At 60.7% G+C, this 21,597-nt stretch carries 19 protein-coding genes and 1 pseudogene; 14 read left to right on the top strand and 6 right to left on the bottom strand.

Annotated features, from left to right (window positions below; translation table 11 throughout):
* From K9B37_RS22915 to K9B37_RS22895, 5 genes are all read left to right on the top strand, one after another.
* Nucleotides 1-1,410 carry a UDP-glucose dehydrogenase family protein gene (locus tag K9B37_RS22915; protein ID WP_224315864.1) on the top strand — a complete coding sequence of 470 codons (1,410 nt, stop codon included), beginning with the start codon at nt 1-3 and terminating at the stop codon, nt 1,408-1,410.
* Between the two features lie 138 nt (nt 1,411-1,548).
* A complete protein-coding gene (locus K9B37_RS22910) occupies nt 1,549-2,424 on the top strand; it encodes a glycoside hydrolase family 26 protein (protein WP_224315862.1) in 876 nt (291 codons plus the stop codon).
* A gap of 53 nt (nt 2,425-2,477) precedes the next feature.
* Entirely contained in the window at nt 2,478-3,278 is an 801-nt protein-coding gene (locus K9B37_RS22905; RefSeq protein WP_224315860.1) for a DUF995 domain-containing protein, read from the top strand.
* Between the two features lie 356 nt (nt 3,279-3,634).
* On the top strand, nt 3,635-4,402 hold the full coding sequence (locus K9B37_RS22900; RefSeq protein WP_255616749.1) for a putative bifunctional diguanylate cyclase/phosphodiesterase: 768 nt from the start codon (nt 3,635-3,637) through the stop codon (nt 4,400-4,402).
* Nucleotides 4,403-5,044: 642 nt separating this feature from the next.
* Nucleotides 5,045-6,202: a helix-turn-helix domain-containing protein gene (locus tag K9B37_RS22895; protein ID WP_224315858.1), complete on the top strand. Its 1,158-nt coding sequence runs from the start codon at nt 5,045-5,047 to the stop codon at nt 6,200-6,202.
* 159 nt (nt 6,203-6,361) lie between these two features.
* Here the strand turns inward: K9B37_RS22895 and K9B37_RS22890 are convergent, their stop codons facing one another.
* A complete protein-coding gene (locus tag K9B37_RS22890; RefSeq protein ID WP_224315856.1) occupies nt 6,362-7,030 on the bottom strand; it encodes a trimeric intracellular cation channel family protein in 669 nt (222 codons plus the stop codon).
* Between the two features lie 53 nt (nt 7,031-7,083).
* Nucleotides 7,084-8,367, bottom strand: a complete 1,284-nt coding sequence (locus K9B37_RS22885; RefSeq protein WP_224315854.1) for a M20 family metallopeptidase — start codon at nt 8,365-8,367, stop codon at nt 7,084-7,086.
* Between the two features lie 457 nt (nt 8,368-8,824).
* Between K9B37_RS22885 and K9B37_RS22880 the strand changes: the two genes are divergently transcribed.
* Nucleotides 8,825-10,180 carry a PQQ-dependent sugar dehydrogenase gene (locus K9B37_RS22880; protein WP_224315853.1) on the top strand — a complete coding sequence of 452 codons (1,356 nt, stop codon included), beginning with the start codon at nt 8,825-8,827 and terminating at the stop codon, nt 10,178-10,180.
* 178 nt (nt 10,181-10,358) lie between these two features.
* Here the strand turns inward: K9B37_RS22880 and K9B37_RS22875 are convergent, their stop codons facing one another.
* Nucleotides 10,359-10,661: a hypothetical protein gene (locus K9B37_RS22875; RefSeq protein WP_224315852.1), complete on the bottom strand. Its 303-nt coding sequence runs from the start codon at nt 10,659-10,661 to the stop codon at nt 10,359-10,361.
* 2 nt (nt 10,662-10,663) lie between these two features.
* On the bottom strand, nt 10,664-11,209 hold the full coding sequence (locus K9B37_RS22870) for a hypothetical protein (protein ID WP_224315851.1): 546 nt from the start codon (nt 11,207-11,209) through the stop codon (nt 10,664-10,666).
* Between the two features lie 250 nt (nt 11,210-11,459).
* On the opposite strand from K9B37_RS22870, the gene K9B37_RS22865 reads away from it, so the two are divergent.
* A complete protein-coding gene (locus tag K9B37_RS22865; protein ID WP_224315850.1) occupies nt 11,460-12,101 on the top strand; it encodes a DUF1269 domain-containing protein in 642 nt (213 codons plus the stop codon).
* Here K9B37_RS22865 and K9B37_RS22860 read toward each other — a convergent pair.
* Complete coding sequence (locus K9B37_RS22860; RefSeq protein WP_224315849.1) at nt 12,055-13,668, bottom strand: hypothetical protein; 1,614 nt, start codon at nt 13,666-13,668, stop codon at nt 12,055-12,057. The two genes, K9B37_RS22865 and K9B37_RS22860, sit on opposite strands and share 47 nt — an antisense overlap.
* Nucleotides 13,669-13,864: 196 nt before the next feature.
* On the opposite strand from K9B37_RS22860, the pseudogene K9B37_RS22855 reads away from it, so the two are divergent.
* The 4 genes and pseudogenes from K9B37_RS22855 to K9B37_RS22840 all read left to right on the top strand — a co-directional run.
* A pseudogene (locus tag K9B37_RS22855) lies at nt 13,865-15,028 on the top strand (cation:proton antiporter domain-containing protein); the annotation flags it as partial.
* A gap of 360 nt (nt 15,029-15,388) precedes the next feature.
* Complete coding sequence (locus K9B37_RS22850; protein ID WP_224315848.1) at nt 15,389-15,592, top strand: ATP-binding cassette domain-containing protein; 204 nt, start codon at nt 15,389-15,391, stop codon at nt 15,590-15,592.
* A gap of 443 nt (nt 15,593-16,035) precedes the next feature.
* Nucleotides 16,036-16,908, top strand: a complete 873-nt coding sequence (locus tag K9B37_RS22845; protein ID WP_224315847.1) for an EamA family transporter — start codon at nt 16,036-16,038, stop codon at nt 16,906-16,908.
* A 54-nt stretch (nt 16,909-16,962) separates the two neighbouring features.
* Entirely contained in the window at nt 16,963-17,664 is a 702-nt protein-coding gene (locus K9B37_RS22840) for an IS6 family transposase (protein ID WP_224315846.1), read from the top strand.
* Between the two features lie 60 nt (nt 17,665-17,724).
* On the opposite strand, the gene K9B37_RS22835 is transcribed toward K9B37_RS22840, so the two are convergent.
* Entirely contained in the window at nt 17,725-18,705 is a 981-nt protein-coding gene (locus tag K9B37_RS22835) for a LacI family DNA-binding transcriptional regulator (protein WP_224315845.1), read from the bottom strand.
* A gap of 197 nt (nt 18,706-18,902) precedes the next feature.
* On the opposite strand from K9B37_RS22835, the gene K9B37_RS22830 reads away from it, so the two are divergent.
* The 3 genes from K9B37_RS22830 to K9B37_RS22820 are packed head-to-tail and all read left to right on the top strand — an operon-like array spanning nt 18,903 to nt 21,554.
* The gene (locus tag K9B37_RS22830; protein ID WP_224315844.1) at nt 18,903-19,697 is read left to right on the top strand and encodes an SDR family NAD(P)-dependent oxidoreductase; all 795 of its coding nucleotides are present in this window, start codon (nt 18,903-18,905) and stop codon (nt 19,695-19,697) included.
* A 2-nt stretch (nt 19,698-19,699) separates the two neighbouring features.
* Nucleotides 19,700-20,542 (top strand): transketolase, encoded by an 843-nt coding sequence (locus K9B37_RS22825; protein WP_224315843.1) that lies wholly within the window; start codon nt 19,700-19,702, stop codon nt 20,540-20,542.
* Nucleotides 20,535-21,554: a transketolase family protein gene (locus K9B37_RS22820; protein ID WP_224315842.1), complete on the top strand. Its 1,020-nt coding sequence runs from the start codon at nt 20,535-20,537 to the stop codon at nt 21,552-21,554. The genes K9B37_RS22825 and K9B37_RS22820 overlap by 8 nt, the downstream gene beginning before the upstream one ends.
* Nucleotides 21,555-21,597 lie beyond the last annotated feature (43 nt).

Raw genomic sequence — 21,597 nt, 5'->3', positions numbered from 1 at the left:
ATGAAGATCACAATGATTGGTTCCGGATATGTCGGCCTCGTCACGGGCGCCTGTTTTGCCGAGTGGGGCCATCAGGTGACATGTGTGGATAAAGATGTCCATAAGATCACGCGCCTTCAGCAAGGTGAGATTCCGATTTACGAACCCGGTCTCGACGTCCTCGTTGCGACCAATGCTGAGCGTCGACGCCTAAAGTTTACAACGGATCTGCCATCGGCAGTTGCGGATGCCGATGCGGTCTTCATCGCGGTTGGTACGCCAGCGCGTCATAACGACGGTGATGCCGACCTTACCTTTGTCTACTCAGCCGCCAAAGAAGTTGCCGTGGCGATCAGGGGCTATACCGTTATCGTTACAAAGTCGACGGTTCCGGTCGGCACAGGGGACACCGTCGAGAGGATCGTCGCACGAGAGCGTCCCGACGCTGAGTTCGCTGTTGTCTCTAATCCTGAGTTCCTTCGGGAAGGCTCCGCCATCGATGACTTTCTGAAGCCGGATCGTGTCGTGTTGGGAACAGACGACGACCGCGCTGCTTCGGTGATGCAGTTGATTTACCAAGTGCTTGAGGAGACGCCTTCGCGTATCGTCGTGACAAAGCGCCGTACTGCTGAGCTCATTAAGTATGCTGCTAACGCATTTCTGGCGACAAAGATCACATTCATCAATGAGATGGCAGACTTATGCGAAGCCGTGGGAGCAGATGTGCAGGATCTGGCGGTTGGCGTCGGACTCGACCATCGCATCGGGATGCCGTTCTTCAATGCTGGCCCAGGCTATGGCGGCTCCTGCTTTCCAAAAGACACGACGGCATTGCTCCGAACAGCACAGGATTACGGTGTGCCCCTGCGATTGGTCGAGGAAACCGTGGGTGCCAATAATGCCCGGAAGCGCCGTATGGCTCTGAAGGTCATTGAAGCCGCCGGTGGTTCTATAGATGGATTGACCGTTGCCGTTCTGGGTCTGACGTTCAAGCCTGATACAGATGATATGCGAGAGGCACCGTCCATTCCCCTCATCGAGGCGTTACAGCGCAGCGGCGCAACAATCCGTGCTCATGATCCACAGGGCATGAGACACGCGATGTCGCTTTTGTCGGAGGTGGCTTTCTGCGGCGATGTGTATTCATGCTGCGAGGGTGCAGATGTCGTGGTTCTCATGACAGAATGGGAGACCTATCGTCATCTTGACTTTGGCCGACTGCGCAAAGCTGTTCGCGTGCCGACATTGGTTGACTTAAGAAATATCTACAATCGGGATGTAGCTGAGCGTCATGGCTTCTCCCTCACGGGAATCGGAAGAGCTCACTCAACTCCTTCAATGACGGAGAATCCTGATCTTGAAGACGGAAGAGGAGCAAGGAGGCTACCGCTGGCCCGGGGCGCAGTAGTGAGCAAACAAGCGATCTGCTGAGTAGTCAAACTTAGTGACTTTAGACAACCAGAGGAGCATCTAGCGATGAAGGGTAGCTCGCGTCGTCTCGCTCGCTTGAGCCTACTTGCACTTGGCCTTGCGGCTGCGCTGTCGGTTTTGGGGGGGCGAGTTCCTGGTGTGGCTCAGGCGCTTTCGACACCTGATCTCAATTCGCCTAGGTTTCCCAGAGAGCTGGATTCTATCCTACCATTCGGAGTCTACGATCCGCATGGTTCTTTTAAGAACGAGCGCGGCATCGCAATCGAGCATGTCTTCTTGCCTTGGCAGGATGTCAACGTGCAGTCCCTTCATAGTGCCGATTCCTATGCCATGGCGAGGGAACGCGATTTGCTCATTACGCTCGAGCCCTGGTCCTGGTCGCCGGAGAAGCGCATACCCCGGCGGGCGTTGGCTGACGGCATCATCAATGGACGCTTCGATGAGAACATCCAGCGCGTTTGTAGAACCGTCGGTCAACTGCGGAGTCACGTGACCATCCGATGGGCTCATGAAATGGATGACACGTCGGGCAGATATACTTGGTCTCTCTGGGAGCCGCGGGACTACATCCGTGCGTATCGGCACTTCGTTGAAACTTGTCGACGTGAAGCGGCGAGTGCCCGGTTTATGTGGGCGCTAAAAGGGGAGAATCTACTTAATGCGTTCTATCCTGGTGACGAGTATGTTGACGTTATCGGTCTGTCGATTTTCGGTTTGCAGGACTATGACATCGACAAGTTCGGCCGCAACCGAAGCTTCGAAGAGATTACTCGCATCAGCTACGACCGCGTAACGTCCTACAAGAAGCCGATCTATATCGCGGAGTTGGGCATCCATGGTGACGATGAGTATACGCTCGCATGGTGGAACGGCGTGAGAAACGCAAGCGTCAAGTTTCCCGCTCTGCAGGCGATCATCTACTTCAACGAAGTGGAAACCTATCCGTGGCCGGAGCACTACGGACGTCCCGATTGGCGCGTCCGCCGAGATATTGGAGCGGATGAGACACAATAGTCCCGTCGCGACAATATCCCTGTCAAATTTTGACTTTTAAAAGGAAATTATCAATGCGCTATCTAATTTTTGCAGTGAATGTCCTGCTAGCGGCCTTCGTAGCGGTGTCGAGTGCTCAGGCTACCCCCGGTAACAAACTGGTGGAGAAAGCAAAGTCGATGTCCGTCAGAGAAGTCGCGCACATCTACAAAGGCAGGACCTGGATGTGGCCAGATGGTGCTGGATATTTCAGGGATAATGGCCATTTCTATGCCTGGTCGGGCTCCGGAAAAAACGCGACCTACGCCACCGGCAAATGGGCCGTCACCAAGACCGGTCAGATTTGCTTCGATGCGAACTGGAATCACCGCATGGGGTCGACTACCAGACAGGTCTGCTTCAGCCACCGTAAACACGGCGCAGTCATCTATCAGAGAAAGGATCCCTCCGGAGAATGGTATGTCTTTCGGAGCAGCCCTGTACGAGTCGGCGACGAGGCCACAAAATTGCTGAAGAGCGATAGGGTAACCCCAAATTTGAACAAAGTGTCGCGCGATGTGAAGAGGAAGCAAGAGATCGCTCAGCAGCACACTCAGGAGTTTCGCGCTCAGAGCGATCTCAATGGAGACTATGCACTTTATAAAACAGGTAAGTATCGTCTGGTTTTGACGCGTCTGAATGAAAGAGCGAAGGGGAGACCAGAGAGTCGGGAGGCTGGCCTGTTACGGGGTTGGACCCTGTTCCAGCTCATGCAGTATGACAAAGCACGCGACCAGTTTGCTGCTCTGGATAAGCAGCGATCGACGTCGGAGACACAGCACGGTCTCTTTTATGCAGGTGTCAAGCTCAACTCACGCTATCTTGGTGGCTGGTAACGATTGATTCGGGATACTGGGATGCGCATCGCATGAATGCATCCCATGCCCTCAAAGCTAAGCACTTTTCAGTTACGATGCAGAGACAGTCAGTGCGCCACTTTTGGCACAGCGTTACTCATTTCCAGAAACTCTGACGTATCTGATCGTACTTCGAAACAGCACGGCTCCGTCAATCGCCGTGCTTCTGCCGAATTCGTAATACCTGGTGTCGTATGACCTGCTCGAGCGAGCCTCTGGATTATGTCTCCCGACAGAAGCTGAGCACGGGCAGCGAACTGGCCGTTGCTGGATTGGGGGAGTCTGAGGGAAATACGCAGAGATACATAGCTTCCGAGTTGGATCTGTGTCATGCCTTGGAAAGGCGTCAATTTTCTCTCCATTACCAACCACAAGTCGAATTGGCGTCTGGCCGCATCGTCGGGACTGAAGCTTTGTTGCGTTGGCACAGACCCGACATCGGACTTATTTATCCTCAATCATTTTTGTGTGTTGCAGAGAGGAGCGTTCTGATCGCCAACATCGGCGAATGGGTCTTGCGCGAAGCCTGCATGCAGGGTGCTACCTGGCAAAAATTGACGGCAGAAGGCTTACGCATTTCCGTCAATGTTTCGCCGTTCCAGTTCATCCACCAAGATATGGTGTCTCTCATTGCGGAGGTCCTGCGGAGTAGCGGCTTAAATCCGGCTCTCCTTGATTTGGAAATCACGGAGAGCGGCCTGCTCGATAATAGTGAGCAGACCTCGGCCATGCTTCATCGTCTCAAGAGCCTTGGAGTGCAGCTGTCCATTGACGATTTCGGAATGGGATATTGCTCACTGAACTACGTGAAGAACTTTCCAATAGATCGTCTAAAAGTTGACAAGTCGTTTGTCGCGAGCCTCCCTGAGGGAGAGCGCGATACAGCAATTGTCTTAGCACTTACGACATTAGCGCATCGCCTAGACATCCCGATCGCTGTGGAAGGAATAGAAACGGCGCAACAACTTGCTGCCTTGACTCGGCTTGGGTGCGATGAAGGTCAGGGGTTCTATTTCTGTCGGCCTCTCCAGGCCGACTCATTCGAAGCTTTATTGCGCAGCTCACCTGCATTTGCGATGATCGAGCCGGCGATTGTATCATAGTGACCTGAGGTGATGCTTTTGTCAGGAGAGGCCTATAGTCGGATATGGGCATGTATTCTGGACGCCTCCGCAAGAGAACAAGGTTTGACACAAGGCAAACATTATTACAAGAAGAGCTTGTGTGAGTCCATTAACTTTGCTCTGGCGAACGATGAGTGCCGCTTATTAACGATTTTCTAAGTTAGTATTTGTGATTTCAAGAGTCGGCAGCCTACTATCGTTTAGGAATAAAACAGGAGGTTGCAGGCCCGTACTATGCATTCGATTGGTCGCCCGGGACGATCGGGATCTGGTCTGAGATAGGGATGATTGCGATACCGCGCTTAACGACATGGGTCGCATTCGTTTTGCCTGCTACGATAACTAGAGCCTCCAAGCTTTCCGAATATCCGCCCCATCGCCAGGGCAAGCTCAATTTACCTCGACGGTCCAAGCGGACGTTCATGGCCTGGTAGCCCCTGGTCCAGCTTAAGACATTTGGAGCACCACCGCTGCCCGCATTCAACAAAATCGACAATCCTCACCGAGCGAACATGACGCTAGACGCTGCTATCGTTCTTCGGCCTCAACTCCAAGCAATAGGATTGTCGTGAACAAGGCCTGTATTTGGTCGATGTTGGGAGGAGAAATTAGGATCACGCCATGGGCCGAAGACTGACTTCAGAGCAACAGGCTGGGGCAAAACCAGAAGGTATGCGACAGCCGTTTCGAGAGCGTCGACGCTCGTCGCGCCAAGTAGAGCCACCAGTCCAGACCGACAGAGGTCCGCCTGCGCTGACGCCACTGCGCTTTTCAACCCGCCAACTTGCGCCACGCGATCAGTTCGCGGCGTGGGCGGCTTACATAGCGCCGCTTTTGGACGTGAAATTGCCAGATGATATGTCCTTGGATGCGGGGTTCCAAGTTGACCATGTTGTCTGGAACTTAGGCCGTCTGCTCTTAGTACAGCAATCTGCAGATGCTTACAGTTTTGAGCGCTCCATCGAAAAGCTTCGGGCAAGCCCAATAGATCATTGGTGCATTATATTGCCGCGATCCGGGACTATGTGGACCGAGATTGATGGTCGTGTGGCGAAGAGCCAGGTGAACTGCGTCGACATCAAGTCCCTTGGGCGTCCATTTCGCGGGCGGACGATCAAGGCAGAGTACATCTTTCTTCATGTACCACGGGATTTGTTCAGCAATACTCCGCACCTGCTCGAGATATCAAACAATGTCGTCGTGTCCGGCAGCCTTGCAGAGATGCTCGTTGAGTATGTCATGACTGTTGAGGCTCGCCTGTCGAGCCTCACCGAAGAAGAATTGCCACTTGTGGTCCAGGCGATGCGCGAAATGATCATCTCGTGCATGATCCCCATAGCCGGACGTATAAAAGTCTCGACGAAACAATCAAGTCTCGCGCTCATGGAGCGCGCACGACAACACGTTCAGGACAATCTTGCTTCGGCACAGTTGAGTCCGCTATCATTGAGCCGCGTTCTGGGGATTTCACGCACTCAACTTTATAGCCTGTTTGAGACGAGCGGGGGCGTAGCGCGCTATATTCAGAAGAAACGTCTCCTGGCCGGCCATGCAGCACTCTCTAATCCTAGCCAGCGCAGCTCTATAGGTGAAATCGCAGAACAGGTCGGTTTTTCATCTGCCGCCGATTTCAGCCGCGCCTTCAAGAGAGAATTCGGATACAGCCCAAGCGACGCGAGAAGTAACGGTGGAATAGCAGATCTCGTGCCCATGCCCCGACTGCTCGATAAACACGAACATAACACCTTCGAAGCTTGGCTGAAGGCTCTCGGAAGCTGATCGTCGTCCCAGGTCCGCGATCTCATCGTCGGGGCTCATACGATATAGAACCCTGTTTTCTTGGAGGAAGCGTAGCGTCTAAAGTGTCGATCGAGTTTCATCGTCTCTTGCAAATGGCTCTCCTCACTGTTGTGCCCGCTAGAACTGTGACACAGCGGTTCAGGACACTTCTTCGTCATCCGAAGTGTCTGCTTCGGCGCGCTTCCTCGCGGAAAGATGTGCGACCGGCAGATGCCAGCCATGCCGGATGGCCATGAAGCGAAGGCCGAAACACAAGGCCGCTCCAGCCGGAGCTGAAACACCGGAAGAGAAGCCGAGCCTGTCTCCAATAACGACAACGGCGGCACCAACAAGGGCTGCCACGGCATAGAGGTCCGAACGCAACACCTGCGGTATCTCGGCAAGAAGAACATCGCGTGTCATGCCGCCGCCGATCCCGGTCAGCATGCCGAGAAGGGCGGCCATGACCGGGTTCAGCCCGAACAAGATCGCCTTTTGAGCGCCCGTGACGGCAAAGAGCGACAAGCCGACAGCGTCGAACAGCAGGACAGGGCTGCGCAGCCTATGGACGCCGGCATACCAGAAAAAGGTGATCAGCCCGGCCAGGACCGAAACCAGCAAATAGCACTTGTCCGTCAGCGCTGCCGGTGGCACCGCGCCGATCAGCACGTCGCGGGTAATTCCTCCGAAGTTTCCGGCAACGAAGGACAGGACCAGAATGCCGAAGATATCGAGGCGGCGATTGACCGCCGCAACCGCTCCGCTGATCGCAAAGACGAAGGTGCCGACCAGGTCGAGAATACGCACGAAGACATCAATGGTCATCATGCTCGCCCGTCAGCGAAAATCGGGAAGTCGCGGCCATCCCTGACCCATCTCCTTCAGCTCTCGTCCGATCCAAGCCAGGCCAGAGCGCCGACGACCAGCGCCTCGATGCCCGTTTCCAGGGTCGGGTGCAGGACCGGCGCGAATTGCGGGCTGTGATTGACCGGCAGGTCGTTCACTTTGCCCGCAGCTTTGGCCTTGGCGTAGGTCGCCGGATCCGTGCCGCCGACGAACCAGAACACCGAGGGCACCTGCCATGCGGTGCCGAAGCAGCCAAAGTCCTCGCTGGCCGGCGCGGGGCCGGTATGCGTCACCCGCTCGGGCGAAAAATAGTCGCGAAAAGCCTCGGCGATGCGGTTGCTCGCCGTTTCGTCGTTCACATTCAGCGGGTAGCGGTCGAGCGGCGTGATCTCCGGCTTGCGCGGGGCACCCGAGGCTGCGGCCTCGGCATTGACGATCCGCTCGATCGCCGCGAGCACGCGCTTGCGCACTCCCTCATCGAAGGTCCGCACATTGAGCTTGATGAGCGCATCGTCGGGAATGACGTTCTCCTTCGTGCCGGCCTGCAGGACGCCGATCGTCACTACGGCCGCCTCGGTCGCGGCAACCTCGCGGGACACGATGGTCTGGAGCCGCAGGACGGTGGATGCGGCCATGACGACAGGATCGATGCTGGCTTGGGGCATCGATCCATGCGCCCCGCGGCCGAACAGGCGGATTTGAAGACTATCCGCCGCGGAGGTGATCGGGCCCGAGCTTCCGGCGACAAAGCCGGCGGGGCCAACCATGACGTGCTGGCCGAGCACGACTTTCGGCATGGGGAAGCGTTTGAGCAGACCGTCGTCGATCATCGCCTGTGCCCCTTGCGCGGTTTCCTCCCCCGGTTGGAAGACGGCCATCAGCGTGCCCTTCCAGGCATGGCGGGCCTGCGACAGCAAGGTCGCCGCGCCGACCAGCCAGGTGACATGCATGTCGTGGCCGCACATGTGTCCGACCGGCACGGTATTCCCGTCGGCATCCGTCGCCGTGACCTTGCTGGCATAGGGAAGGCCCGTGTTCTCGGCGATCGGAAGCGCGTCCATATCGGCGCGCAGCATCACGGTTGGTCCATCGCCATTGCGGAGCAAGCCCACGACACCTGTCCTGCCGACGCCGGTTGTCACTTCAAAGCCGGCTTTCTTGAGCCGATCGGCAGCGATACCGGCCGTGCGGGTCTCCTGCATCGAGAGTTCGGGATGAGAATGGATGTCCTTATAGAGCGCCTCCAGATCGGGCAGCAGCTTGCCCATGTCGGCCAGAACCGTGGATGTGCCTTTCGGGGCGATGTGTTCAGGCATCATGATCTCCTGCTGACATGCGGCCTGCCTTCATCACGAAGTCCACCTTCACCGCAGCCGAGATCGATGACTGGTGCGGCCCTTCCGGTCGCCGAACGGGCCCGGGGCGACGGCGATGACCTGAGGCTGTCGAAGGCCATGCTGTAAATCAGCGATGTCTTGGCCATCGAACTCCTCCGCGAGGAGCGATCGCGCCAACGCGCCAGCGCCATCATCGGTTCCTGTCTACGCCATTGAGAATGAGCCGACCTCATCATCCTGACCTATCTCCGTCAGGGAAGATCGGCGTGTGGCATGAAGGCTTGCCCAAGGACACTTCATTGCTCAGCAGCAATGAACAGGCAGTTCAGATCCGAACCGCAACAGGCGTGATGGACGACCGCGCGTCGTCCGTCGCGGAACCAGGAATTGACGCCATCCGTTTATCAGCACGGGCTGGCGAGCCTTTTCGGAGGCAGCGATGCGCGCGTCCACGATCCTGACGGGTCTTCCACTGGCCTTTGTCTTGCTGACCCCCCTGAACGCCCAGGAGGTTCGCACCGGAGCTGAGGCCTTCGGCAACTGGGAGAGGGACGCCCCCGGCGTCAGCCGGCACATCAGGCCCGCTGACCTGCCGCCGCCGAGCCTGGCTCAGAATGACCCCGAAGCACCAGACTTCGAGAACATGGCCACCGTCGTCCCGGCACCGAAAGGCAAGTCGCCGGCCGTGCCGGAGGGCTTCAAGGTGCAGGTGCTCGCCAGAAATCTGAACCAACCCCGCGTCATTCGGATCGCCCCGAATGGCGATATCTTCGTGGCGGAGAGCGGGAGCGGACGCGTCCTGGTCTTCCCCGCCGAGACAGCCAAGGGTGGGCCGGTGAAGCCCGAGGTCTTCGCCGAGGGAATTCAAAAGCCGTTCGGCATCGTGTTCTATCCGCCTGCGGCCCCCCACTATGTCTATGTGGGGGCGACCAACCAGGTCGTTCGCTTCCCGTACCGTGTCGGCGAGCGCAGGGCGACTGGGCCGGCCCAGGTCATCATTCCGGACATCCCCACCAAGCGGCACTGGACGCGCGACCTGGCAGTCTCGCAGGATGGCCAGCGCCTCTTCGTTTCGATCGGCTCATCGACCAATGTCGCCCCCAACATGCCGACCAAATCTCCCGAGGAGATCAAGGCTTTCGAGAAGACGCACGGGGTCGGCGCCGCCTGGGGCGATGAAGAGAACCGGGCGATGGTGCGTGTGTTCGACCCTGAAGGCGAGACCGTCCGCAATTTTGCGACCGGCCTGCGCAACTGCTCCGGCATGACCATGCAGCCGGGCACCGACACCCTGTGGTGCACGGGCAACGAACGCGATCACATTGGACCTAACCTCGCACCCGATTTCCTGACCACCGTGCAGAAGGGTGGGTTCTATGGCTGGCCCTGGTACTACACGGGCGCCAACGAGGACCCGGCTCACGCCGGAGAGCGCCCCGACCTGAAGGACAAGGTCCTCGTGCCCGATGTCCTGCTTCAGGCGCATTCCTCCACCCTCCAGCTCGTCTTCTACGATGCGAACGCATTTCCGGCCGAGTACCGAGGCGACGCGTTCGCCACGATGCACGGGTCCTGGAACCGGGAGGAAAGGACCGGTTACAAGGTGATCCGCGCCCGCATGAAGGACGGCAAGCCGACCGGCGTGTATGAGGACTTCATGACGGGCTTCGTGCTGGACGACAAAACGGTGTGGGGCCGGCCCGCCGGCATCGCCGTCGCGCGTGACGGCGCCCTGCTGGTCAGCGATGATGCCAACGGCACGATCTTCCGGGTGACGCACAGCGGATCCAAGTAGTCGAGAAAAGTCGCTCGAGCAGGCTGGCGGCGCTTCGGGCGTCAGATCGACTTGGTCGTCCAGCGAACGCATGCCGACATCCTTGAGGCTGCTGCTCCGGGCTAGTTCGATTTCCGCTCTTGTTCATGGTGATCTCCTCATCGTCTGCGGAAGCGTCGACCCTCGTAGCGAGTTAGCTTCACCCCAATCCGGGATCGACTTCATCGCCTTCGGTAGGCAATGGTCCCGCGCCTTCTGCGGGGGTCGATATCTCACGGGTCGCTTCGGGCGAAACGGTCGGATTGCCGTCACGTCGATGCGGACTGGTTTCGTGCCAAGGCGGCGTCAGGCCTGGTTTGATCCTGGCGAACTTGGCATGATCGATCTCGACTTCAAGGAACGGATCCGCGCCTCCTGGCTCCTGCGGAGCATCCGGCTCTGGCGGCTCGGAGTGGTTGCCGTAACCTGCATAACCCATGGCGGACTCCTTTGCGGGACTCATCGTCAGCTTCCTGTCTGGGTCAGGACCTCCCGTGCACCGGCTGCTTTGAGTTCGGCCTGGGCAAGATCCAGTTGTTCCGCAGTTCGGGGTTGGATCCAGAGCACCAGCCCACCGTGTTCAAGCTGATCGAGGATGGAGCGGGCATGCTCGTGATGGAAGCCGTAGGCCAGCAACGCTCCGAGCAATCCGCCGGCTCCGCCGGCCGCGGCGATCCCTGCGAGAGCAACCCCTAGGCTGCCGCCGGTCAGAATGGTGCCTCCGGCAGCGAGCCCGGCGCCAAGGTAGAACAGGCTGCCAATCAAACCGCCGGCGGCCGCGCCTTCGCTCTCCGGCTCCATGTAGGCGCCGGTCGGGGCAGCGGGATTCTGCGCGAGGTCTGTCGCTGTCGCGGTTGGGTGACGGCGCCAGACCTCAACGGCCGCCTGTGGAGCGAGCACACCAAACTGGGCCCTGTCGAAACCGGCAAGCTCCAGACGGTCGATGGTGGCCTGCAACGCCTCCGCGGACGGGAGAACGCCAATCACCCGTTCCTGCTCTCCATCCGGCATAACGTCGCCTCCGATGGCAGAATGATTACGGACACAGATTTCGGCATTCCCAAGGTCAACGGGGAGAGGGGAGGTGGATTTTTCGACGGCCGGCTGGAACACCCCCGTCCTGACCCGGCTTGACTCGCTGCCATTCAAACACGGAGCTCGACTATGGGGGGAACTCGTGGTGGCCGAGTAATGAGGCACTGACTTGGGAACTTACCTGACACCTGCTTGCCGAACTCGGCAGGAAGCGAGGGAGGAGGCGATGAGCCAGTTGGTTGCCATGGTTTTTCCTGGCGAGGCACAGGCGAGCGAAGGGATCCGGATCCTGAAGGATCTCCAGACTGACGGGAGCATTGCCCTGGATGGGCTGGGTGTCGTCGAAAAGGATGCGGCGGGACGCTCGCAGGCTAGACGCGTGGCCGACGGAGGCCCGATCGGGACCGCCGTTGCGGCTTTGATCGGAGCCGTAGCCGGCTTGGCCGTCGGCCCAGCCGGGGCCGTGATCGGAGCCGTTGGAGGAGCCTTGATCGGACGGGAGGCGGATCTGATTGATCGGGACGACCGTAAAGGGTTTCGGCAACAGATCACAGCTCAATTGAGGCCCGGAGAGGTCGCGCTGGTTGCCGAGATCACCGAGAACGGACCTTCGTCCCTTGCCGTCCGCATGCAGGCCGTTGGCGGTGCGATCGTGCATGGCGAGCTGGCGGAACATCTGACCCGCCCCGTGACGACCGGCCACGCGCCCGATCCCGTCGAGGAGGCCAACCGCGAGTCGTTTCCAGCGAGCGACCCTCCCGCCTGGACCGGTGTCACTGGCGTCCGGAGGGACCTGGCCAATCCGAAACGGCCTAACAGCCCTATCGGCAGCTGGGATTTCCCGCCTCCGGAACGGCAAGGAAGGTGATGCTCGCAGGTGCGATCTCGACCCGTCCTGCTGAAAGGCGACGGGCCTGCAGATCCGGAAGTTCATCCTGGACACCGAGCTTCACCTTCTGCCCGTTCAACCGGAGGCTGGCGGATTCCAGCTGCGGCGCCGTCAACGTGTAGCCTTCCGCCGCTTTGGGGATCTCGACCGCACTCGGCTTTGTCCGGCTATTGTTGATGGCCAGTACCGCGACGCCTCCGGGCGTGCCGCGTAGGCAGTGGGCATAGATATGGAAGCCCTCCTGGATGGGAACCTCGGTCTCTAGCACGGTGGATCCCATGAGCCGCCGCCACAGCAGCGCCGCCCAATAGTTGGGCTTCGGTTCCAGGGTCTTGTCGTTCAGTAGGCCATAGTCGCTCGCCACCAGCGTGTTATGGGCGACAACCCTGACCTCCTGCTTGGCGAGGCGGCCGAGCTGGTCGAGGTAGCGGAACGTGTCGAGAAAGGTGCCAGCCCACGGATTGCCGCCGCAGGCAGCATCGGCAGTTTCGGTGAGCCAGAACGGCTTACCGGGCTCGAATCTGTTTCGCAGCGTCCGGTAGAAAGCAAGGGTCTGATCGGTGCGCCCGAGCCAGTCCTCCGTGAGCGCGGCCTCCTGTGTGGTCTGGGAGGCCGGGGCGCAGCGCAGCGAGACTGCCCCGTAGTGGTGATAGGAGAATGCGTCAACAGGAGCCGATTGGGACGCGACCAACAGGTCGCGTGTCTTCAGCACCTGGGCGCTGTCATAGCTGGAGATGACGCCCCAGTTGCCCGTTGTCTCACCGACAGAGCCGGGCCCGAGGACGATCATGTCCGGAGCGGCCTGGTCGGCGAAGGCGCGGAACCGCTTGAAGTCACGGCCATAGGCAGCCGCGTCGTACCCTTGCGGCGCCCCGCCCATAGTGGCCAGCGTCGGCTCATTCATCCACTCCGCCGCCGCGATGCGACCGCCCATCGAGCGAGTGTAGCCGAGGAGCCGTTTCGCCTGCTCCGGGGTCCAGATGCCTTGGGGATTTCGGGTGCCGACGCCAGTGGCGAACGAGGTGATGATCTCCGCGTCGACCGCCTTCGCAAAGTCGACCACGCCCTTCCACTGCTGTTGGGTCAGAACGCCCATGAAGCCGGGTGGTGGCGTTGATGGGGCTTGTCCATCGTCTGGAAAGTAGGTGGTGTTGGCCCAGGTGCCGCTGACGCGAACATAGGCGGGTCCAAGGGCGGCGGCCAGCTTGCGCAGGCGCGGGTTGGCTAGGTCGATGGGCGGTCGGTACTCGTACACGGCCGGGTTCATGCCGGGAGGCGTATCGCCGTTCGACTGGGCTGCCGACGTGGGCGCGGGCTGGCGCAGGGCGGCTTTGAGGTCCGGGCCATAGGGCCGCCAGAACCTGCCGCCGGTGACCTCCAGCATCTCGACATTGTACGACTGATAGCGCTCGTCGACCGTGCCGAGCTTCGGCATCGCGGCCGGTTTCAGGGAAACGGATTGTGCCATGACCGGGCTGCCCAGTCCCGCGGCGAGGAATGCGAGAGTTAGGCTAGCGGACAACCCTTGCGACCGGTCGCGCCTCATCGCCTGCCTCCACCGGAAGAGTGACACGCAGGGACAACGGAGCGCACTTCCTGCCGTTCCGGCGCGAATTGAGTCCGGAGTCGGAATGGTCCAAGCGCCTGCTTCGATCCGTTCCCCCGTCTCCAGCGTTGTCCCGGCGCCTGCCATTCCGAGCAAACCGTCATCGGATTTGGAGCCCAAAGGACCCATCCTTGCCATGCCGCACGATGTCGCCCTTATCGCAACGATGGCCGCCGGTCTCGCGGGCGCATTCCTGTGCGGAATGCTGGCATTGCGACTCAAGCTGCCGCAGATCCTCGGCTACCTCGCGGCTGGGGTCGTGGTAGGACCATTCACTCCGGGCTATGTCGCAGACCCGCGGGTTGCGACACAACTCGCCGAGATTGGCGTCATGCTGATGATGTTTGGCGTCGGCATGCATTTTTCCCTGCAGAGCCTGTTGGCGGTGCGAGCCATCGCGGTCCCGGGCGCCATCCTGCAAATCGCCGTCGCGACAACGCTCGGGGCCGTCGCCGCCTGGTTCTGGGGGTGGCCGCTGGGTGCGGACTTGGTGTTCGGCTTAGCGCTGTCAGTTGCCAGCACGGTCGTGCTCCTGCGCACTTTGGAAGAGCGCGGCAAGGTCGACACTCCGGACGGCCAGATCGCGGTAGGATGGCTGCTGGTCGAAGACTTGGTCACGGTGCTGGTTCTCGTCCTCCTCCCGGCGCTGGCGCCCTCTCTCGGCGGGCGGTCCGAGGCCCAGGCGGGGCTGCTCGTGATTCTAGGATGGACGCTCGTGAAGGTCGGAGCGTTCATCGCCATGATGCTGGTCGTCGGCGCACGGGTGCTTCCGTGGCTGCTGGACCGAGTCGTCGCGACTGGCTCGCGCGAACTGTTCACTTTGGCCGTCGTGATCTCAGCCATCGGTATCGCATTCGGAGCGGCCGTGCTCTTCGGCGTGTCCTTTGCCCTAGGTGCGTTCTTTGCCGGCATGGTCATCAACCTCTCTACACACAGCGAGCGCGCGGCTCTGGAGATGCAGCCGCTCCAGGATGTCTTCACGGTGCTGTTCTTCGTTGCCGTCGGCATGCTGTTCGATCCGTTGATCCTGGTCGAGCGGCCACTGCACCTGCTGGTGACGATCGCGATCATCATGGGCGGCAAGTCGCTGGCCGCGTTCCTGATCGTGAGCGCCTTCCGGCGTCCGCTCCACACGGCGATCCGGATTGCGGCGGCCCTGGCGCAGATTGGAGAGTTCTCGTTCATCCTTGCCACGCTGGGGCTGGGACTGGGCCTCCTGCCATCCGAGGGCCAGAGCCTGATCGTGGCCGGCGCGATCTTCTCGATCACCCTGAACCCATTGGCGTTCAGGCTAGCCGACGCTGTTCAGAACCGCTCGCGCGAACCAAGGCAAGCGTCAGAATGAGCCATTTCGTGTTCACTCTCCGGATTCGGATTCGCGCGGCGAGAGTCCTGAAGCGGCACCTGGCCGCTGAAAGTGGGTGGTGGCCTTGGCCTATAAGATGGCGCGGGTTACCTGGTCAGTAATGACGCGCGGTGGAGAATAAGAAGACAAGCTAATTCCCCGCCGTTTGGTGCCCGGTGCACGAGGTTGAGGCACGGAAGGCGCATGAAGGTAGCAGATAGTCGACTGCTGAGGACTGGCCGAATTGATGTGTCGGGCGTGACAACCCATTGATCAATAGGGAGATTGGTCCGGCGAAACCCTTCCAGATCAGCAGTGAACAGACAATTGCATGAACACGCCGGACACAGGACTGCACTCCGCAGCTGCTGCAAAAGCGAGCGCAGCGTCAAATCCGTCTACGGCTTTGACCTAACGATCGGCGCGGGAGAAACCTTAGGACTTGTCGGCGAGAGCGGATGCGGCAAGTCGAGTCTCTGGCGCATGCTTGTGCCGCTTGACGAACCGACTGCAGGGTAGATTCTCTTCGATGAGCATAACATCTCGACCTTACGGTAGGGTAAGTTGAAAGAGGTGCGACACCGGATCCAGATGGTGTTCCAAAATCCGCTCTCGCTCTCAATCCTCGTAAGACGATTGACGACACGATCAGTGAGCCGCTCATTGTCCATGGTGTCGGCGATGCGGATGGCCGGCACCACAGGGTATTGAAACTCTTCGATATCTCGCAATCGGCCTGGCAGGGTGCAGTCATTCATGAGCAGGTTGATTGACAGGGGCGCGGTGTGCTAGGTCGCCGCATCGACTGAGTGGCAACTAGGGTTCCGGGCGGCCTATCCGTTCCGTTGCTGGACCGAGCGTTGCAGAGACCGCGGGAGTTCTGCGGCTGCACCCAAGGGGCAAAAACCCAGGGGAGGAGACGTTGAGATCAACCAGCGCATTTTGCGCACAAGGGGGTCTCAGTGACGCTTGCCTCGCTGCTTCTCGTAATTCTTGCATCCTTCATTCACGCGAGCTGGAATCTGCTCGTCAAGAAGGCCGCTTCAGTCGGTCCAGTCTTTGTCTTCGCCAGCAATCTCATTGGCTGCGTCGCCTACGCGCCGTGGGTTTTGTACCTTCTCGCGCAGGGGTCAATCGTCTGGACACGAGAAGGTATCGTATTCGTGCTCCTCAGTGGCCTCATCCATCTCGCCTACAGCCTTTGCCTCCAGCGCGGCTATCAGGTCGCAGACCTCTCGGTGGTCTACCCCGTCGCTCGCGGGACGGGTCCGATGCTGTCTTCCATCGGAGTTATCCTCATCCTCGGCGAGGCGCCATCGAGACAAGGGTTGGCTGGGCTTGCGCTGGTGGTCATCGGGATCGGCCTCATCGCCACGCGGGGCGACCTGTCGGCCTTCCGGCGCCCGGGCGGACAGGCTGGGGTCCGGTGGGGCACGGTGACCGGAGGGCTCATTGCCTCCTACACTGTGATCGATGCCTATGCCGTGAAGGCGCTCGGCATCGCCCCTGTCGTCCTCGACTGGTTCTCGAATCTCCTACGCATCTTCCTTCTCGTGCCGCTCATTGCGACGAACCCGCAAGGGGCGCTCGCCCGCATGCGCGGCTACTGGTGGATCGCTGTCGGCGTCGGTCTGCTCTCTCCGTTATCTTATATTCTCGTCCTGACTGCCCTGACCGCAGGGGCTCCGCTCAGCCTCGTCGCGCCCATGCGCGAGATGTCGATGATGGTGGGAGCGCTGATGGGGATGCTGATCCTACGTGAGGTTGTTGGTCCATGGCGGCTCGCAGGCTGCGGCGTTCTGATCGCAGGAGTCATCCTCCTATCGTCCGCCTGACCGGGAATGTCACGGTAACCTTTGGGCAGTTGCTTTTGGCTTAAGAGTTCAGGCATGAACCAGCCTGTCAGCTACAAACGTCACCGCTTCCCACCTCAGATCATCGCCCATGCGGTCTGGCTGTATTTTCGCTTTCCTGTGAGCTTGCGGCTGGTTGAGGAGATGCTACTCGAGCGCGGCGTGCTCGTCTCCTATGAGACGGTCCGCCAGTGGGCCCTGAAATTCGGTCCAGACTATGCTCGCCGCCTCAGGCGCAAGAATCCGAGCCGCCATGACGTCTGGCATCTCGACGAGGTCGTGGTCACTATCCCCGGTCAGAAGCACTGGCTCTGGAGGGCTGTCGACCAGGATGGCTATGTCCTCGACGAGATCGTGCAGACCCGCCGTAACACCAGGGCAGCCAAGCGCTTGCTGAGGCGTCTGTTGAAGAAGCAGGGCGTGGCGCCGAAGCGCATTATCACCGACAAGCTGCCCTCGTACGGAGCGGCCAGACGCCAAGTCATGCCAAGGGTCGAGCACGGGTCGCATAAGGGCCTGAACAATAGAGCCGAGAACTCGCATGTTCCGTTGCGAAAGCGAGAACAGGTGATGCAGGGCTTTCGATCATCGGGAGGCTTGCCGCGGTTCGTCTGCGTTTTCTCCGCTGTGCGCAATCTCTTCGTCCCGCCCCGCTCCCGCCGCTCCGCCCTTGCCCTCCATCTTCACCGCCTCACCGCCATGGTGGAGTGGAAAAGCGCGGTTAACCTCACTGCCTGAATGGCGTAGGCCGCGAAATCTCCCTCAATGCGTCCGGCGTCAGTTAAAGTGACATCGCCCCTAGGCGCTCTCGCGGTCGATGATCTCGAACCCCACGTCGACTGACTTGCCCGATCCGGTTTCACCCGCGGCCAGTGAGAGAAGGTGGTCGACGGCTGATCGTCCCATGCCATACCGGTCGACCCGCACCGTGGTGATGGCCGGATACGTCTGAGAGGCGAGATCCATGTCACCGAAGCCTGCAATCGCGATCCGATCGGGGATGGCCCAGCCCCGCCGACGGCATTCCTGGACGGCGCCGAACGCCAGCAAGTCGCTCGAACAGAAGATGACCTCGATCGACGGGTCGCGCTCGGTGAGGATCGAGAGAGCCGCGGCACCGCCCTTGGAAGTGATCGGCACCTCGACCTCGAGATCCCCCTGGTCGATGCCGAGATCGGCGATCGCCTTGCGGTATCCGACCCTGCGCTGCCTCAGTCGGTCATTGCCGTGGATGGGCGTGCTCACGAAGCCGATGCGCTTGTATCCTTTGCCGGCGAGGTGCTGCGTCATCGCGTAGGCGGCGTCGAAGTTCGAGATGCCGACGGCGAGGTTCATCGGCGTGCGTCCCCTGATCTCGCTGATCTCCACGACGGGCACGCCTGCGGTCGCGATGCGCTTCCTGGCCGCCTTGGACTGGACGAAGGCCTGGATGATCAGGCCCTTCGGGCGCCAACCGAGCAGGGCCATAATGGCCTTGTCCTCGGCCTCGGCCGAGAAGTCTCCTTGGACCAGGAGGAGCTGGTAGCCGTGGGCGGCGCAGGCATCGGACATTCCTTGCACCTGGTCGGCGATTCCCGAGTTGATCAGTGGCGGGACGATGGTGCCGATCACCTTCGCGGTGGCACGCATGCTCCCGGCAACGTTGTTTGGGATGAAGCCTTCCTTCTGAACTACCTCGAGGATCTTCTTGAGGGTCTCGGGCGACACCTTATCGGGGGAGCTGAGCGCCCTGGAAACGGTGATCGGAGCGACCCCTGCCTGAGCCGCGATGTCCCTCATCCTGAGCTTCTTCCGCTCGGGGCTGTTCTGACGAGAGCTCATAGAAGGGCGACCTGCTGCAATGGGGAAGCACGGAGGAGACCCTAGCACCACATAAGGGCGGCAGTCACCACACGTTCATGGTACCGATACCACTTGACAGAAGTTATGGTACCGATACCATCGCCGCAACCATAAAATACCACTGGGGGAACGCCATGCACGAAGGCTCTGGGAGGTCTCATCCCGGAACGACTCTCGTCACGGGGGCGGCAGGGGGACTGGGCAGGTCCGTGGCCGTGGGGCTCGCGGCAAGGGGATGCTCCGTCGCCATGGTCGACATCGACGGGAAGGCTCTCGCGGAAGCGGCCGAAGCCTGTCGCGAAAGCGGAGTTCAGGTCATCGAGATCATCACCGACCTGACAACCGACGACGGCGCATCCGGGGCCATAAGGCAGTCGGTCGAGGCATTCGGGCACCTCGACATCCTGGTGAACAACGCCGGATATGGCACGGTCGAGGCCTTCACTGACATGACGGCGGCGGCCTGGGACCGCACCCTCGCACTGAACGTCAAGGCCCTTGCCCTCGGATGCGCGGCCGCCGGGCAGCACATGAAGGAACGGGGCTCCGGGCGCATCATCAATGTCACGTCACCCGCTTCGCGAATGGCGCTTCCCAATTATACGGCCTATGCGGCCAGCAAGGCAGCGGTCGACGCCATCACGCGAGCAGGGGCCATTGCTCTCGCTCCCTTCGGCGTGAGGGTGAATTCCCTCGCTCCCGGAATGATGGATACCCCCATGCAGCGCGTGACGGAGGCCCAGCTCGCCGCCCTGAATGGTCGCGAGGATGTCGATGCCTTCCTCGCGGAGCGGACCGCCCGCGTCCCCATCGGACGGAGGGTCGAATGCGACGAGGTCGCCAAGGGCGTGATCTGGCTGGCCCTCGATGCTCCTTCGTACATCACCGCCGAGAGACTGAACTTCAGCGGCGGTTTGGACAGGGATTGATCATGGCACCGCGCAACCTCCCTGCCGACCAGCCTCCCGTTTCCTTCCTGAAGACCAAGGCCAGGAACATGCGCCGGCACATGCTGTCGATGGCCAGCGGACTCGGACAGGGATACATCGGCCAGGGGCTCGGCATCGCCGACGTCCTCGCGGCCCTCTATTTCCATGAGATGCGCTACGACCCGGATGACGTCACGTGGCCGGGGCGCGACCGTTTCCTCCTGTCGACCGGGCATTATTCCATCGCACTCTGGGCGGCCTTCGCGGAATGCGGGATCCTCGCCGTGGAGGAACTGGCGACCTATGGCCTCGACGACAGTCGCCTCGAGATGAGCACGCTCGACACGACACCGGGTGTTGAGGTCATCGGCGGCTCGCTGGGGCACGGTCTCGGACAGGGCGTCGGGATGGCCCTCGGGTTGCGCAGATCCGAATTCGGCCCGCGCGTGTTCGTCGAGCTCTCCGACGGCGAGATGCAGGAGGGCTCGACATGGGAGGCTGCCATGTCGGCTTCCCACTTCCGTCTCGACAACCTCGTCGCGCTCATCGACTGCAACGGCATCCAGGCGGACGGTGCGGTCGTCCTGCACATGGAGCCAGTCGCCAACAAGTGGCGTGCCTTCGGTTGGGACACCGTCGAGATCGATGGCAACGACATGGATCAGGTCGTCAACGCCCTGCACGGCGCCAGGAGCCGCAACGGCAAGCCGAAGGCAATCGTGCTTCGCACCCTGCCCGGCAAAGGAGTTCCAACCCTCGAGCAACGCGAGAAGGCGCATTTCGTGCGCGTCGAACCCGGCGAGTGGGACGACCTCGCAATGGAACTGGAGATGAGCGATGGCTGAGGCGCGCGGCAAGACCCTTGCGATGGGGCAGGAAGAGTTCCGGGCGGGTCGGCCGACTGTCGATGCCCCGTTCGGCAACACGCTCAAGGAACTTGGACTGGAGCGCTCCGAGATCGTCGGACTGACGGCCGATCTGGGCAAGTACACCGACATCCATCCCTTTCGCGATGCCTTTCCCGACAGGTTCTTCAACGTCGGCATGGCCGAGCAGAACCTGATCGCCGTCGCGGCCGGGCTCGCCCGCACCGGACACGTGCCCTTCGCCACCACCTACGGCGTGTTCGCGACGCGGCGTGCCTATGACTTCATCGCCATTGCCTGCGCACACAGCCGGGTCAACGTGAAGATCGTGGCGGGCCTGCCTGGCCTCACCAACGGTTATGGCGGCACGCACCAGGCTATCGAGGATTACGCGTTGATGCGCATGATCCCGGGGCTCGTGGTGATCGATCCATGCGATGCGACCGAGATCGCCCAGGCGACCAGGGTCATGGCCGACTACGACGGGCCTGTCTACATGCGGCTCCTGCGGGGCTCCGTTCCGATCGTCCTCGATCCGGTCGAGTATACCTTCGCCATCGGGACCGCCCGCCAAGTCAGGACGGGTAGGGACGTCGGGATCATCTCGACGGGTTTCATGACGGAGCGAGCACTCGATGCGTCCGCCATCCTGGCGACGCATGGGATCGCGGTGGGTGTCCTGCATAGTCCGTCGATCAAGCCGTTCGATGATGACGCTGTTGCGGAGTTTGCGGCCAGTGTCGACCGGGTCGTCGTGGCGGAGAACCACGTGTCCTCGGGGGGGCTGGCAAGCCTCGTCGCGGAGACGCTGTTCAACCGACGCATCGACAAGCCGCTCCTGCGTATCGGACTGCCGGATCGCTACATCGAATGCGGATCGGTGCCGACCCTACAGAGGCGGTACGGGCTCACCCCGGAGCCCATCGCGAACGCCATCCTGGATTTCTGCGGCGGGCAGGGGATGTCCTCCGTGCGGCTGGCGGTATCGTGAACCGCTGACCCAATCCAAACGACCGTCCCGCCAAAGGAACGGC

The organism is Microvirga puerhi (assembly GCF_020089865.1).
Taxonomy (GTDB): domain Bacteria; phylum Pseudomonadota; class Alphaproteobacteria; order Rhizobiales; family Beijerinckiaceae; genus Microvirga; species Microvirga puerhi.
The sequence above is the reverse complement of the archived record's forward strand: the minus strand, read 5'-3'. Positions and strand labels throughout refer to the sequence as shown.